Here is a 14,434-nt window from a genome sequence, read left to right on the forward strand (position 1 = left end):
AACTTAGAGCGCGAAAGGCAACGGCGTATTGACCTTCTGCCGCTGCGCCAACCGCAGCTGAAACTCCATCGGATCATGAATCAACACGTCCTGCCCGGCGAACGACTCCGCAGCGATCAGGCGTGACAGCCAGAACCGTACGCAAGCCACCCGCAGCATGGTCGGCCATAGCTCGGCTTCGGCAGCAGTGAATGGCCGCAGGGCCGCATAAGCCCCCAACAAGGCCCGGGCGCGAGGCCCATCGATCAACCCCTCTTCGTCCGAACACCAGTCATTCAAGGCAATCGCCACGTCGTAGAGCATCGGCCCCGAGCAAGCGTTGTAGAAGTCGATCAACCCGGTCAGGTGTGTCCCTTCGAACATCGCGTTGTCGCGGAACAGATCGGCGTGGATGTTGGCTCGCGGCAGCGCCAGAATTTTCTCTTTTTGCTGAGTGATTTCTTCCAGTGCCCGTTGCAGCAGATCTTTCTGCCCGGCATCGAGGTGCGACAGAAACTGAGTGCCCTCTTCCAGCATCCAGTCGAGGCCGCGATCGGTTTTGCGCTTGATCATGTTGGCCTGAGTCGCCAGATGCAGATGACCGAGCAATTCGCCGACTTGCGCGCAATGTTGCGCATTGGCTTCCTTGATGTGCTTGCCGGCCAGGCGTGGTTGCAACAGCGCTGGCTTGCCGGCCAGTTCGCGCAAGGCAACCCCATCGGTGGTGCGCAAGGCGTAAGGCACCGGCAGATCGGCTTCGTGCAGCACGTCGAGCAGTTCGATGAAGAACGGCATCTCCTGAACCGGACCACGCTCGACCAGGGTCAGGACGAATTCACCCTGCTCCAGGCTGATGAAGAAATTGGTGTTTTCGCTACCGGCGGCGATCCCCTGGAAATCAAGCAGGCGGCCGAGGCCATAAGGGGCGAGAAAAGCTTCCAGCTCGGGCCGAGCCAGGGGAGTGAACACAGACATGTTTGAACTGCCAGTACGGGCGCCGCCAGTGAGCCAGCGCCGATTGAAATTAAGAAACTATTTCCACTCAAAGATCTTCCACGCCGGTATCAGCATATCCGGCTGATCCGAGCGGATGTAGTTTGCATCGGTGCCATCGGCGCGTACAAGAAAGTACGGTTTACCCACCTTCGGCGTGACCTTGATCGCGTACAGGAAACCGTTTTGGCGGTACTCCTGAATAATTTTGTCCCCTTCCGTGTGGATCGTGACTTGCGGTTCCGGTGTCGGTGCATCATCCGCCGCCATGGCGGCTAATGGTGCAATTGCAAACAAGCCAGCCAGCAACAGGCGATTTAGTGTGCACATGATAACCTTGTCCCTTTGTCGTCAACGGTCCCGCTATTCTAGCGCCGGACCCGCCGAAAAGGTTGATCCTGCTCATGAACCAAGCCCCCCTCGTCCTGGTCGACGGTTCTTCGTACCTGTACCGCGCCTTTCACGCGCTGCCGCCACTGACCACGTCCAAAGGCCTGCCGACCGGTGCGGTCAAGGGCGTACTGAACATGCTCAAGAGTCTGCGCAAGCAATATCCGGACAGCCCGTTCGCCGTGGTGTTCGACGCCAAGGGTGGGACATTTCGCGATGACATGTACGCCGAATACAAGGCCAACCGTCCGAGCATGCCCGACGACATGCGCGTACAGATTGAGCCGCTGCATCAGAGCGTGATCGCTCTGGGCTTCCCGCTCCTGTGCGTTGAAGGCGTCGAAGCCGATGACGTGATCGGCACCCTGGCCCGCAGCAGCGCGGCCGCCGATCGCCCGGTGATCATCTCCACCGGCGACAAGGACATGGCGCAACTGGTCGACGGGCACATTACCTTGGTCAACACCATGACCGGTAGCAGCATGGACGTAGAGGGCGTGAAGGAGAAATTCGGCGTCGCTCCCGAGCAGATCATCGATTATCTGGCGCTCATGGGCGATTCTTCCGACAACATTCCGGGGGTTCCGGGCATCGGTCCGAAAACCGCTTCCGGCTTGCTGGTCGGTGTGAATGGCGGGCTGACCGAGCTCTACGCGCAGCTCGATATCGTGCCGACCCTGCCGATCCGCGGCGCCAAGACCCTGCCGGCCAAGCTCGAAGAGCACAAGGAAATGGCGTTCCTGTCCTATCAGTTGGCGACCATCAAGGTCGATGTGCCGCTGGACATCGGCCTCGATGACCTGCGAATGGGGGCCGAAGATCCGGAAAAACTCTACGAGCTCTACACCCTGCTGGAATTCAAGAGCTGGTTGAACGATCTGCAACGCGATGCCAAACGCATCGAGCTGAGCGCTGCCGCCGAGCCAGCGCCGGTCGTCGATCTGTTCAGCGCCGCCGAAGCCGAAGCGCCAGCGGTCAGCTCTGAAACCCGCTACGAAACCGTTCTTGATCAAGCACGGTTCGACGTCTGGCTAGAGAAACTGCACAACGCAAAACTGATCGCCTTCGACACCGAGACCACCGGCATCGACGCGCAACAGGCGCAACTGGTGGGCCTGTCGTTCGCCGTGCAGGCCAACGAAGCGGCCTACATCCCGCTGACCCACTCCTACATCGGTGTGCCCGAGCAACTGGACCGCGACACCGTCCTGCGCGCCCTCAAACCGATTCTGGAAGACCCGAACAAACTCAAGGTCGGCCAGCACGCCAAGTTCGACATGAATATCCTGGCCAACTGCGCCATCGGTGGCGATCAGGCCAACGGCATCACCGTTCGCGGCGTAGCCTTTGACACCATGCTTGAATCCTACGTGCTCAACTCCACGGCGACCCGACATGACATGGACAGCCTGGCACTGAAGTATCTGGATCACACCACCGTAAGTTTCCAGGACATTGCCGGTAAAGGTGCCAAGCAGCTGACGTTCGACCAGATAGCCCTTGAGCAGGCCGGACCTTACGCCGCCGAGGACGCCGACATCACATTGCGTCTGCACCAGGCGCTGTTCGAGAAGCTCAACGACATCCCGAGCCTGGCCAGCGTGCTGACCGATATCGAAATACCGTTGGTGCCCGTGCTGGCGCGTATCGAACGCCAGGGCGCCTTTGTCGATGCCGCGCTGCTGGGCGTACAGAGCATTGAATTGGGCGACAAGATGGTGGCGCTGGAGCGCGAAGCCTTCGAGATTGCCGGCGAGGAGTTCAACCTTGGCTCGCCCAAGCAGCTCGGGACCATCCTCTACGAGAAGCTCGGTCTGCCGGTGCTGAAGAAGACCGCCAAGGGCCAGCCATCCACTGCTGAAGAAGTACTGGCCAAACTGGCCGAGGATGACTATCGCCTGCCGAAAGTGCTGATGGAATACCGTTCCATGAGCAAGCTGAAAAGCACCTACACCGACCGCTTGCCGGAGCAGATCAACCCGCGTACCGGGCGCATCCACACGTCTTACCATCAGGCCGTGGCATCCACTGGACGCCTGTCCTCCAGCGATCCGAACCTGCAGAACATTCCGGTGCGCACCGCTGAAGGGCGTCGCATCCGCCAGGCTTTCGTGGCCCCGGCCGGTTACAAGTTACTGGCGGCCGACTATTCGCAAATCGAGTTGCGGATCATGGCTCACCTGTCCCGTGATGAAGGCTTGATGAACGCTTTCCGTCACAATCTGGACGTGCACACCGCGACCGCCGCCGAGGTGTTCAAGGTCGAACTGGCCGACGTCACTTCCGACCAGCGCCGTAGCGCCAAGGCGATCAACTTCGGTCTGATCTACGGCATGGGCGCGCAAAAGCTCGGCAAGGACATTGGCGTGGACACCAAGACCGCCAAGGCCTACATCGATACTTACTTCGCCCGTTACCCCGGCGTTCGCCAATACATGGACCGCACCCGTGCGCAGGCGGCGGACCAAGGGTATGTGGAGACGTTCTTCGGGCGACGGCTGTACCTGCCGGAGATCAACTCCAACAAACCGCAGGAGCGCGCCGCCGCTGAACGCACGGCGATCAACGCACCGATGCAAGGCACGGCGGCGGACATCATCAAGAAAGCCATGGTCGCGGTGGATAACTGGCTGGCCACATCCGGCCTCGATGCCAAAGTCATCCTGCAGGTGCACGATGAATTGGTGCTGGAAGTGCGTGAAGACCTGATCGATCAGGTCAGCAATGAAATTCGCCTGCACATGAGCGGCGCGGCGAAGCTGGATGTTCCGTTGCTGGTGGAAGTGGGCGTAGGCAACAACTGGGATGAGGCTCACTGAGCCGTCTGACGAGACACTGCTCTCCTGCTGCGGCGTAGTGCCGCAGCAGAGCAAGCGAAGGGTATTTATTCCGGAAGGCGCTTAGGGTTATTCCAAAGGTATTCGAAAAAATTCTGAACTAATCGGCCAAAACACCACTCAGAGATACTGAATGGCTGGTGAAGCCCTTCGATGCTCCTATGTTGTGTTAAGTGTTGGCAGATATCTGGACCCCGCCCTAGCGGTCTAGAACTTGAACCCCGGACCTCCCCCTCCCCATAGATGTCCGGGGTTTTTTTTGCCTGTAGCTTTACTCGGTCGCCTCGGCGCCCTTGTCCGCCAGCTCCATCCAGTCCGCCAATACAGTGTAGGCGTCTTCCAGGCCCATGCGTTTTGGCGCCGAAAAAAGCTGAATGGTCACGGCATCGCCCCAACCCTTGCGGATTTCCGACTGCACTTTGAGCAGCGTGTTCTTGGCTGCCCCGTAGGTGAGCTTGTCCGCTTTGGTCAGCAGGATATGCATGGGCATGCCGCTGGCCACGGCCCAATCGAGCATCAGCAGGTCGAAGTCGGTCATTGGATGACGGATATCCATCATCAGAATCAGCCCCTTCAGACTCTCGCGACTGCCCAGGTACGCTTCCAGGTGACGCTGCCAGTGTTGCTTGAGCGGAATGGGTACTTTTGCGTATCCGTAGCCTGGCAGGTCGACCAGACGGCGTTCATCGTCTAGCTTGAAGAAGTTCAACAACTGTGTGCGACCCGGCGTTTTCGAGGTCCGCGCCAGGCTTGCGTGAGTCAGGGTGTTAAGCGCACTGGACTTGCCGGCGTTGGAACGACCGGCGAAGGCCACTTCAAAGCCTTCGTCATCCGGACATTGGTCGACTTTGGCGGCGCTGAGCATGAAGGTGGACTGTTGGCACAGACCGAGAATGGGATTCTTGAGTTGCATGGGATTTCCGATGTGGGCGGCGCCGGGAATGGGCGCGGCAAGCGGTGTCGCTTCCGTTTCACTGACGCCAGTATATAATGCCGCAGATTTTGTGTGCGCTTTGTCCCAGCGTAGGATGAAGTTCATGAGAGCGACAGACCTTGATTGCGCATCAGAACGCAACACGCTCTCAACCCTGAAAAGGTCGTTTTATGACGAAATGGCTGCTAGTTGCCGGTGTCTTGATGCCACTTTACAGCGCTCAGGCTACACAGGATCCGGAAGCTGTGTACAACCGTGTTTGTGGTGCCTGTCATTCCGGCCAACTACCCATGGCGCCCCGCAAGGGCGATCAGGCAGCTTGGACGCCGAGGTTGGCGAAAGGTATGGGGACGCTGGTGCAACACGTGACCCAGGGTTTCAAGGCGATGCCGCCGCGTGGTTTGTGCATGGACTGCAGTGCCGAGGATTACCAGGCCATCATCCACTGGATGAGCGAGTGATCCCGGTCCATAACTCTTTAACCCTTAGCCGTAGTTGGATTAGCTGATGAACAAATTGATCGTGAGTCTGCTGTTGACCGTGGGGATCTCCGGCATTGCCCATGCTGCAGGTGAGCCAGCAAAACCTGGTGACGCCGCCGCAGGCCAGGCAAAAGCCGCCGTATGTGGTGCCTGTCATGGCCCGGATGGCAACAGCATGGCGCCTAACTTTCCAAAACTGGCCGGCCAGGGTGAACGCTACCTGACCAAGCAATTGCACGACATCAAGTCGGGCAAGCGCACCGTTCTGGAAATGACGGGCCTGCTGACCAACCTGAGTGATCAGGACCTGGCCGATATCGCAGCCTATTTCTCCAGCCAGAAAGGCAGTGTCGGTGCCGCCGATGAGAAACTGGTCAAGCGCGGCGAGAATCTGTTCCGCGGCGGCGACCTGGCTAAAGGCCTGCCAGCCTGCACCGGTTGCCACTCGCCAAATGGCGCGGGCAATGCGGCAGCCGGCTTCCCGCACCTGGGCGGCCAACACGCTCAATACGTCGCCAAGCAACTGACCGAATTCCGCAAGGAAGAAGGTGGTCGCACCAACGATGGCGATACCAAACCGATGCAGAGCATTGCCAAAAAGCTGAGCGACGAAGACATCGCCGCAGTGTCCAGCTACATACAGGGCCTGCACTAAGGCCGGTGAATCGGGCGCTGCGCAGGGGCTGCATCGACTGCAACGTTAACGCTCGATTAATCCGTCGCGGCAAGTATAAAAAGGGTGGCTTTGGCCGCCCTTTTTTGTGGCCGCTGCCGTTACACTACAGAACTCAAGCCCGCCAGGACCTGTCTGAAAACAGGTCGCGCGTGGCGATAAATTTGTCCAGGAGTAAAGCATGCGTAATCTGATCATCAGCGCCGCACTCGTCGCTGCCAGCCTGTTCGGCATGACTGCCCAGGCCGCCGAAGCCCCCGCTGCCCCTTATGTCGAACTGACTAATCCGGTTCCGGTTGCCGTGCCTGGCAAGATCGAAGTGGTGGAGCTGTTCTGGTACGGCTGCCCGCATTGCTACGCATTCGAGCCGGTGATCAATCCGTGGGTCGAAAAACTGCCGTCCGATGTGAATTTCGTGCGTATCCCGGCCATGTTCGGCGGCCCATGGGATGCCCACGGTCAAATGTTCCTGACCCTTGAAGCCATGGGCGTTGAGCACAAGGTGCACGCTGCGGTGTTCAATGCCATCCAGAAAGAACACAAGAAGCTCGTCGACAAGAATGACATGGCCGACTTCCTGGCCACGCAAGGCGTAGACAAGGACAAGTTCCTGGCCACTTTCGACTCCTTCGCCATCAAGGGCCAGATCGTCAAGGCCCGCGAACTGGCCAAGAAATATGAAATCTCCGGCGTTCCAACCATGATCGTCAATGGCAAGTATCGCTTTGACGTGGGCTCTGCCGGTGGTGCCGAACAAGCCCTGCAACTGGCCGATAAACTGGTAGACAAAGAGCGAGCGGCTAACAAGGCTGCCGCCAACTAAGCGCGGTACTCACCATGCGCCGCTGGGGAACTGAACGCGTCGTTGGCCTGCATGATCCGCAGGTCAACGAGCACCATCTGAAGTCTACGGGCTTGCCCGCAGACAGCCGTCTACGCTTGCTCAGCTTCAATATCCAGGTCGGCATCAGTACCGAGCGCTACCGGCATTACCTGACCCGGGGCTGGCAACATCTGTTGCCGCACCCCGGGCGTGCCGACAATCTGCAAAAAATCGGCAACCTGCTCGGCGACTTCGACCTGGTCGCCTTGCAGGAAGCCGATGGCGGCAGCCTGCGTTCAGGCTACGTCAATCAAGTCGAACATCTGGCCCAGCTCGGCGCCTTCCCCTACTGGTATCAACAACTCAATCGAAACCTCGGTCGCCTCGGCCAGCACAGCAATGGCGTGCTAAGCCGGCTGCGCCCGTGGGCGATTGAGGATCATCCGCTGCCGGGACCCAAGGGTCGCGGGGCGATTCTGGTGCGTTTCGGCGAAGGTCCGGAAGCACTGGTGGTGGTCATGATGCATCTGGCACTGGGCGCCCGCGCCCGCAGCCTGCAACTGGCCTATATCCGCGACCTGATCGGGGACTATAAACACCAGGTACTGATGGGTGATATGAACACCCACGCCAGCGACTTGCTGCAAAACTCGCCATTGCGTGACCTCGGCCTGCTGGCCCCGCAACTGGAAGCGACCTTCCCCAGCTGGCGCCCGCAACGCTGCCTGGACCATATTCTGCTCAGCCCCAGCCTGACCCTTGAAAAGGTCGAGGTGCTGGCCCAACCCATTTCCGATCACCTGCCGGTCGCGGTAGAGATTCGTCTGCCGGGTTCGCTCACGGCCGATGCATTGCCCGCGTTGAGTCCTGCCCCTCGCGGATCCCTTGAATGAGCGACGAAACACAGCGCTGGAAAGAGAAATACCTCAAAAGCATCGAACAACAGGAAAAGCTCGAACGTCGCTGGGACGCCCGGCTCGACTTGCTGCGTCGCGGCCTGGTACGAAGCACCCTGGCGGCGGAAGGCACCGACCGCGCCGTCGACCAGTGCATGAAGGAAATGCGCGAAGTGGTGCGCACCGATGACATGGACGCCGGCCTGGCCGCCCTGCTCCCGCGCCTGGAAAAAGCCGTGCTCGATTCCGAGCAGCGCCGGGAGACACGCGTCAACCAGACCAGCGCCGCACTGACCGCCCTGGTCACTCAACTGCAAAAGTTGCCGCTGCCCCGAGAAGTCCGGCGCCCCCTGAAGAATTTCGCCAAACAACTGGATAGCCGGGTCAGCCAGGCCCGCGAAATCCCTTTGCTCCTCAGTGAACTCAGCGGCCTGCAGGGCAAAGCCTTGAGTCAATTGGAGACCCCGGCAGAACCTGATCGCCCAGGCCTGCTGCAGCGGCTGTTCGGCCACCGTGAAGCCGATGAAGCGGCGGCCGCCCCAGAGCACGCTCCCATCGCATCGCCTGCCGAAGCCGTCCCGGCGCCAGTTTCCGTCGCACCTCCCGCCGCTGCGGAACTCACACCAGCTGTCGATGAGCCGCACGAGGCGCTTTGCGCGCCGCCCCAAGCCATTACCGCTGCACAGGCAATCGAGGCCTTACCCGCAACGCAAGAAGCACCTGTGGCCACCGCCGCTGTTGCGCCAGCCCCTGGATCTCAACAGGCGCCCGCCTTGCCTTCCGAGGCACAGGCCCAAGCGGATTCAGCGTCACCCGAAACCCCGGTGACTCTCGCCGTCGCGCCAGCAGTTGAGGCTGAACAGGCGGTCAACCCCGACGAGCTGACCCCGACGGTGTTTCTCGACACCCTGCCGCTTCCCGCGCCCATGGCCCAAGCCTTGGCGGCCATCGATCCCGAACAATCCGAGGACGACATTCTCTATGCCCTGCCGGACTCGCCCGAGCCATCGTACAGCTCGGTCGCCAAACACATCGAAGACACACTGCTGGGCCTGCTCGATGACCTGACGCTACCCGAGCGTCACCGTCCGCAAGCCGAATCGATGCGCGATCGCCTGAAAAATGGATTGAACTGGTACGAGTTACTGCCGATCCTCGACGATTTCGCCACCTTGATGCTGGCGATCTCCGATAGCGGCCAGCACGAATTCGAGGCTTACCTGCAAAGACTCAACGAACGACTCGAATCGTTCCAGAGCAATCTGCAGGCTGCCAGCGCCGGTCATGCCGACAACCGTTCTGCCGCGCAAGCCATGGACACGCAGATCCGCGAACAAGTCGACGGCTTGCAAAGCAGCATGCATGAAGCGGCCGACCTGGATGACCTCAAGCGAGTTCTGGAAAACCATCTCGAAGGCCTGCTGGGCACCATGGACCAGCACCGCAAGCAACGCGATGAGCGTGAGCAAGAAGTGGCGGGCCGCCTGCAAAGCCTGGCCGAACGGGTGGCCCACATGGAGCAGGAAGCCCAAGGCTTTCGCGAACACCTGGAAGAACAACGCCAGAAAGCCTTGATCGACCCACTGACCGGCCTGCCCAACCGCGCCGCCTGGAGCGAACGCCTGGACCAGGAAATCAGCCATTGGCAGCGCCACGGCAACACGCTGATGCTGGCGATGCTGGACCTCGATCACTTCAAGCGCATCAACGATAACTACGGCCACCTGGCGGGCGACAAAGTACTGAAACTCATCGCCAGCGTGCTGCGCAAGCGCTTGCGCAGCACGGACTTCATTGCACGCTTCGGCGGAGAAGAGTTTGTCCTGTTGATGCCATCCACCGTGCCGGCAGCCGGCATGAAGCTGCTGGAACTCCTGCGCGCCTCCATTGAAGCCTGCCCTTTCCATTTCAAGGGTGAACGGGTAACGATCACTATTTCCATGGGACTGACCGCGTTCAGGCCGGGAGAACATAGCGACCTGGTGCTCAAAAGAGCCGATCAGGCGCTCTACCGCGCCAAAAACGCAGGACGAAACCGGGTGGAACTGGGCTGACGGACAATTGTTCCATATCATTTAAAAAACGCCCGATGGGTCTCCGTGCGCAAGGCAGTACGTTACACTGTTGCATTACTGTCTTGCGTGTATCGCCCTCCGCCATGAAATACTTCGCTCTTATCGTGTCGCTGATCCTGTTGGCCGGTTGTGCCAGCGGTCCCCGCTTCGACACCAGCCACCCTTCCGCCAACCACGACAGCAGAATTCAGTTCGTGGTGCTGCATTACACCAATGCATCCCAGGAGCGTTCGCTTCAACTGCTCACCCACGGGGAAGTCAGTAGCCACTACCTGATCGGCGACGACAAGAACGCGACCATCTTCAAACTGATGGATGAAAACCAGCGCGCCTGGCACGCCGGTGACAGCCAATGGCAAGGACGAACCTGGCTGAACTCCAGCTCCATCGGCATTGAAATCGTCAATCCTGGCTTTAAGGACACGCCAACCGGACGCCTCTGGTACCCCTACAGTGAAGCGCAGGTCCAGTCACTGATCGTCCTGCTCAAGGACATCAGCAAGCGCCACGCCATCAGTCCTCGCAGCATCATCGGGCACAGCGACATCGCCCCGCTGCGCAAACTTGATCCCGGTCCGCTGTTTCCATGGAAGCGCCTGGCGAACGAAGGCATCGGCATCTGGCCGAACGAACAGGCGGTAGCGCGGCAACAAGCTCAATTCGAAGCACAACTGCCGAGCATCAGCTGGTTTCAGACTCAACTCGCGCGCTTCGGCTATGACACCCCGCAAACCGGCGAACTGGATGTAGCAACCCGTCACGTGATTGCCGCCTTTCAAATGCACTTCAGGCCATCGCGCTTCGATGGCACCCCGGACGCGCAAACGGCAGCACTGCTGCAAGTGCTCAATCAGACAAAATAATGACGCCCGCCCGACGGTCAACGCGGTTTCTCAAACAGCAGCTATAACTCATTGGTAATCCTTCGGATATTCCATAATGGCCGCTGCTCGAGATACGTTCCGTAGCTGGTTCTATCGCCCCTGGTTTCTGGCGATGCTGGCTGCTGTCTTGAGCGCCTCCCTATTGCTGGCCGGCAGCTACTTTGTCGCCATCCAACAGGTCGAACAAAACGAAAGCCGCGAAATGAATGCCCAGGGCGCACGCTTTCTGGCCCGCCTGGAGCAACTGTTCGGGCAACTGCGAGAAAGCCTCGATGACCTGGAGGCGCAGCCATTGCGAACGTGCAATGACGAGATGATCGCAACCCTGCAGCAGGTCAGCTTCAATTACCGCTTTGTGTATGACGCCGCCTATATGGACGCGACGCGGATCTGCTCAAGCCGCCCACGCCAGGATGGCTTGCCGTTGACGCGGCCACCGGACATCAGGGGCCCCACCTACAGTTACTGGTTGAACACCACCACCGAACCCGATGAAAACCGTGCGGCGCTGATGCTCGGCCGTGGCAATTTTCGTGTGGCCACCTCTCGCGGCCACTTGACCGACATGGTCGACCTGTCACCGGGCAGCAGCCTGTTGGTGGTTCTCGACCATGGCACCAGGGTGATTCCGGTCCTGGGTGCCTCCCAGGTCTGGTCGCTGACGGAACAATGGCCCCCCACCACCCGAGAAGCACTGCAAGTCACCCCATCACGCCTGATTTACCGCATGCCCACCGCCAACCCGGAATTCCAGCTGGTGTTGATCAGCCCCCGCACCGGCAACCATATACCGCCAATGTGGTGGTGGTTATTACCGGTCAGCCTGGTGCTTGCCGCCTTTGTCGGCTTTCTGGTGTTTCTGCTGGTTCGCCAGCGGCAGTCGCTGGACGCCGAACTGACCGGCGCCATTCGCCGCGGCGAGCTGCAGGTGCTGTATCAGCCGATTTTCGATCTCGACAGTCGCAACTGCGTCGGGGCCGAGGCCTTGCTGCGTTGGCGCCGGCCGGACGGCAGCCTGACCAGTCCCGACCTGTTCATTCCGATGGCGGAGAACACCGGCCAGATCCGGCAGATGACCGACTTCGTCCTGCAACGCCTGCTTGAGCAGCTCGGTCAATTGCTGCGGGCCAATCCGCAGCTATACATCTCGGTCAACCTGGCGGCATGTGATGTCATGGTCCCGCGTATCGGTCAGGTCATGGCGCGCCTGCTCACCCTGCACCGGGTCGCAGCCAGGCAAATTGCCTTTGAAGTCACGGAACGGGGACTGATCGATGTCGAGGTGGCGCGGGAAAACCTGCAAGCCTTGCGGGACGTCGGGCATCAGGTACTGATCGATGATTTTGGCACCGGTTATTGCAGCCTTGCCTACCTGCAAACCTTGCCGGTGGATTGCCTGAAAATCGACAAGGCCTTTATTGATGCGCTGGGTCATGACGCGGCGAGCAGCGGCGTGGCCCCGCACATCATTCACATGGCCCAGTCACTGCACTTAAAGGTCATCGCCGAGGGCATCGAGCATGAATCCCAGGCCGCGTTGCTGAGCAGTGAAGGCGTGAAATTCGGTCAGGGCTGGTTGTTCGCCCATGCGCTGAGCTCGGTACAGTTCATCGAACTGATCACTCGCGGTCGCCGGCTGACCAAGCGACGCCTCGACGATGAAGCGTAAAGGCCGCTAAACCGCGAGCGCCATATAGAACTGCGTGCCCTGCCCGGGTCGCGAATAAACCCCCATCCGCCCGCCGTGCAACTGAACGATCTCCTTGCACAGTGCCAGACCCAGTCCGGCCCCGCCTTTCTTGCGGCCAACCTGCACAAAGGGCTCGAAGATGCGCCCCTGCTGCCCGTAGGCGATGCCTTCGCCATTATCTTCGACGCTGATAATCACCCGCTCGCCATGGCGTCGGGCCTGCAACCGGATGAGACCACCCGGGGCGGTGTGGCGAAGCGCATTGTCGATCAGGTTGTCGAGCACACGGTCCAGTTGCGGCTGATCGGCCTGCAGGTGTGGCAATGGCCCCTGCATTTCCACCAACAACTCAATGCCCTTCTGCTCGGCACCTTCGGCAAATCGTAACCGCGCCTGTTCCAGCAAATCCTCGATGGAACAGGGCGCGAGCGTCAGTTTCTGCAGGCCATTCTGGTAACGGGAGAAATTCAGCAGATCGTTGATCAACTGCATCAGGCGCTGCATCTCTTCATTCACCGTGTCCAGCAAATCGGCTTCACGGGATTCTGCCGGGAAATGCGTGCGCTCGCGGAACAGGCCGAACGCCATGTGCATGCCGGTGACCGGGGTGCGCAGCTCATGGGAAGCGCGCAGCACGAACTCACTGCGTACACGCTCGAAGGCGCGCTGCTCGGTGACGTCATGCAACACCATCACCGCACCGAGAATATGGCCCTGGGTATGGCTGACCGGTGTCAGGCTGTAGGTCAGCAGACGCGACTCGCCATCGACCTCGACACTCAGATCCTCCGGCGCCCGCTCCAGCGTGCCGCCGCGCAGAACCAGTTGCAGCTGCTCATCGAGCTCGGGCCGCCCCAGTGCGGTGCCCAACCCTTGGCCAAGGCGATCGGTGTCCCAACCCAACTGACGCTGCGCTACCGGGTTGAGGTGCTCCAGGCGCCCCTGGCGATCAATCATCAGCAACCCGTCATCGATACTGTCGAGCACGGCCTGCAACCGCTGCTGACCCGCCAGCAACTCATCGACGTTAGTGGCCTGATGCTCACGCAGCGCCTCGGCCATGATCCCGAAACGCTTGGTCAACTGGTTCAACTCGACCGCCGAGGAAATCGGCAGCGTGACGTCAAATTTGCCTTGGCCGATATTGTCCGCCGCCTGCGCCAGAGCCTCGATGGGCTCGCCGAAGCGCCGGGCGATGGCATGAGCCGTCACGAAACCGATGATCAGCACCGCAAGCCCGACCAACCCCAGCAACCCGGCGATCAGCAGCGCACGCTCACGGGACGAACGCTCGGTTGCGCTGATGTTATCCAGCGCATGCTTGTGCTCATTGAGCAAACCCGTGCGCAGCGCATTGAATTTTTCAGTGAGCTCCTGGTTGCCACTCAGCACATGTTTCGGCTCACCGGCCGCTTCATACGCCTGGATAAAGCTCAAGTAATCAGCCTTGGCCTTTCTGAAGCCGTCCTCGTTGCCCTCGACCGGCTGCTCCCCGGCGATGCCTTGTTCCAACAGCTCAAGGTAATGCTGTTTGGACGCCTCGAAGGCCGCTGCGTCGTGATTTTCACTGAGCATGATGATCAGTTGATCACCCAGTGTCTGACGCAGTTTCAGCCCCAAGTCGAGGGTGACGAAGTTGTTGCGTACCAGTGCTTCCTGGCTACCGGCCATTTGCATCACGCTGACCAGCCCGAGCAGAAGCCCGAGCAGCGCCACGGTGATCAGCGCGGAAATGCTCAGGAACAGCCGGGTCCGCAACTTCATCGCCAGTCTCATTG

General features: G+C 60.0%; 12 protein-coding genes. 8 read left to right on the top strand and 4 right to left on the bottom strand.

Annotation, left to right across the window (positions count from 1 at the left end; translation table 11 throughout):
* Positions 1-3 precede the first annotated feature (3 nt).
* The gene (locus F7R06_RS28125) at positions 4-954 is read right to left on the bottom strand and encodes a homoserine kinase (protein ID WP_090327094.1); all 951 of its coding nucleotides are present in this window, start codon (positions 952-954) and stop codon (positions 4-6) included.
* A gap of 57 nt (positions 955-1,011) precedes the next feature.
* Positions 1,012-1,302: a DUF2782 domain-containing protein gene (locus F7R06_RS28130; RefSeq protein WP_090327091.1), complete on the bottom strand. Its 291-nt coding sequence runs from the start codon at positions 1,300-1,302 to the stop codon at positions 1,012-1,014.
* Positions 1,303-1,376: 74 nt separating this feature from the next.
* Between F7R06_RS28130 and polA the strand changes: the two genes are divergently transcribed.
* Positions 1,377-4,181: a DNA polymerase I gene (polA, locus tag F7R06_RS28135; RefSeq protein WP_090327087.1), complete on the top strand. Its 2,805-nt coding sequence runs from the start codon at positions 1,377-1,379 to the stop codon at positions 4,179-4,181.
* 289 nt (positions 4,182-4,470) lie between these two features.
* On the opposite strand, the gene yihA is transcribed toward polA, so the two are convergent.
* A complete protein-coding gene (yihA, locus tag F7R06_RS28140) occupies positions 4,471-5,112 on the bottom strand; it encodes a ribosome biogenesis GTP-binding protein YihA/YsxC (protein ID WP_090327084.1) in 642 nt (213 codons plus the stop codon).
* Between the two features lie 191 nt (positions 5,113-5,303).
* Here yihA and F7R06_RS28145 point away from each other — a divergent pair, with 191 nt between their 5' ends.
* From F7R06_RS28145 to F7R06_RS28180, 7 genes are all read left to right on the top strand, one after another.
* A complete protein-coding gene (locus F7R06_RS28145; RefSeq protein ID WP_090327081.1) occupies positions 5,304-5,594 on the top strand; it encodes a c-type cytochrome in 291 nt (96 codons plus the stop codon).
* 46 nt (positions 5,595-5,640) lie between these two features.
* Complete coding sequence (locus F7R06_RS28150) at positions 5,641-6,270, top strand: c-type cytochrome (RefSeq protein WP_090327079.1); 630 nt, start codon at positions 5,641-5,643, stop codon at positions 6,268-6,270.
* A 199-nt stretch (positions 6,271-6,469) separates the two neighbouring features.
* Positions 6,470-7,111 (top strand): thiol:disulfide interchange protein DsbA/DsbL, encoded by a 642-nt coding sequence (locus tag F7R06_RS28160; RefSeq protein WP_090327073.1) that lies wholly within the window; start codon positions 6,470-6,472, stop codon positions 7,109-7,111.
* 14 nt (positions 7,112-7,125) lie between these two features.
* Positions 7,126-8,004, top strand: a complete 879-nt coding sequence (locus tag F7R06_RS28165) for an endonuclease/exonuclease/phosphatase family protein (RefSeq protein ID WP_090327070.1) — start codon at positions 7,126-7,128, stop codon at positions 8,002-8,004.
* Positions 8,001-10,061: a GGDEF domain-containing protein gene (locus F7R06_RS28170; protein ID WP_090327066.1), complete on the top strand. Its 2,061-nt coding sequence runs from the start codon at positions 8,001-8,003 to the stop codon at positions 10,059-10,061. The genes F7R06_RS28165 and F7R06_RS28170 overlap by 4 nt, the downstream gene beginning before the upstream one ends.
* A 104-nt stretch (positions 10,062-10,165) precedes the next feature.
* Positions 10,166-10,945, top strand: coding sequence for an N-acetylmuramoyl-L-alanine amidase (locus F7R06_RS28175; protein ID WP_090327065.1), 780 nt, complete (start codon positions 10,166-10,168; stop codon positions 10,943-10,945).
* 76 nt (positions 10,946-11,021) lie between these two features.
* Positions 11,022-12,635 (top strand): EAL domain-containing protein, encoded by a 1,614-nt coding sequence (locus F7R06_RS28180; RefSeq protein ID WP_090327062.1) that lies wholly within the window; start codon positions 11,022-11,024, stop codon positions 12,633-12,635.
* 6 nt (positions 12,636-12,641) lie between these two features.
* Here the strand turns inward: F7R06_RS28180 and F7R06_RS28185 are convergent, their stop codons facing one another.
* Positions 12,642-14,432 carry a KinB sensor domain-containing domain gene (locus tag F7R06_RS28185; RefSeq protein WP_090327060.1) on the bottom strand — a complete coding sequence of 597 codons (1,791 nt, stop codon included), beginning with the start codon at positions 14,430-14,432 and terminating at the stop codon, positions 12,642-12,644.
* Positions 14,433-14,434: the final 2 nt, after the last annotated feature.

The sequence above is a fragment of the Pseudomonas moorei genome, assembly GCF_008801475.1.
Classification (GTDB): domain Bacteria; phylum Pseudomonadota; class Gammaproteobacteria; order Pseudomonadales; family Pseudomonadaceae; genus Aquipseudomonas; species Aquipseudomonas moorei.

Excerpts from the sequence above, each read along its gene's own strand:
- F7R06_RS28125 (WP_090327094.1), bottom strand. The coding sequence starts at position 954 with ATGTCTGTGTTCACTCCCCTGGCTCGGCCCGAGCTGGAAGCTTTTCTC.
- F7R06_RS28130 (WP_090327091.1), bottom strand. The coding sequence starts at position 1,302 with ATGTGCACACTAAATCGCCTGTTGCTGGCTGGCTTGTTTGCAATTGCA.
- polA (WP_090327087.1), top strand. The coding sequence starts at position 1,377 with ATGAACCAAGCCCCCCTCGTCCTGGTCGACGGTTCTTCGTACCTGTAC.
- yihA (WP_090327084.1), bottom strand. The coding sequence starts at position 5,112 with ATGCAACTCAAGAATCCCATTCTCGGTCTGTGCCAACAGTCCACCTTC.
- F7R06_RS28145 (WP_090327081.1), top strand. The coding sequence starts at position 5,304 with ATGACGAAATGGCTGCTAGTTGCCGGTGTCTTGATGCCACTTTACAGC.
- F7R06_RS28150 (WP_090327079.1), top strand. The coding sequence starts at position 5,641 with ATGAACAAATTGATCGTGAGTCTGCTGTTGACCGTGGGGATCTCCGGC.
- F7R06_RS28160 (WP_090327073.1), top strand. The coding sequence starts at position 6,470 with ATGCGTAATCTGATCATCAGCGCCGCACTCGTCGCTGCCAGCCTGTTC.
- F7R06_RS28165 (WP_090327070.1), top strand. The coding sequence starts at position 7,126 with ATGCGCCGCTGGGGAACTGAACGCGTCGTTGGCCTGCATGATCCGCAG.
- F7R06_RS28170 (WP_090327066.1), top strand. The coding sequence starts at position 8,001 with ATGAGCGACGAAACACAGCGCTGGAAAGAGAAATACCTCAAAAGCATC.
- F7R06_RS28175 (WP_090327065.1), top strand. The coding sequence starts at position 10,166 with ATGAAATACTTCGCTCTTATCGTGTCGCTGATCCTGTTGGCCGGTTGT.
- F7R06_RS28180 (WP_090327062.1), top strand. The coding sequence starts at position 11,022 with ATGGCCGCTGCTCGAGATACGTTCCGTAGCTGGTTCTATCGCCCCTGG.
- F7R06_RS28185 (WP_090327060.1), bottom strand. The coding sequence starts at position 14,432 with ATGAGACTGGCGATGAAGTTGCGGACCCGGCTGTTCCTGAGCATTTCC.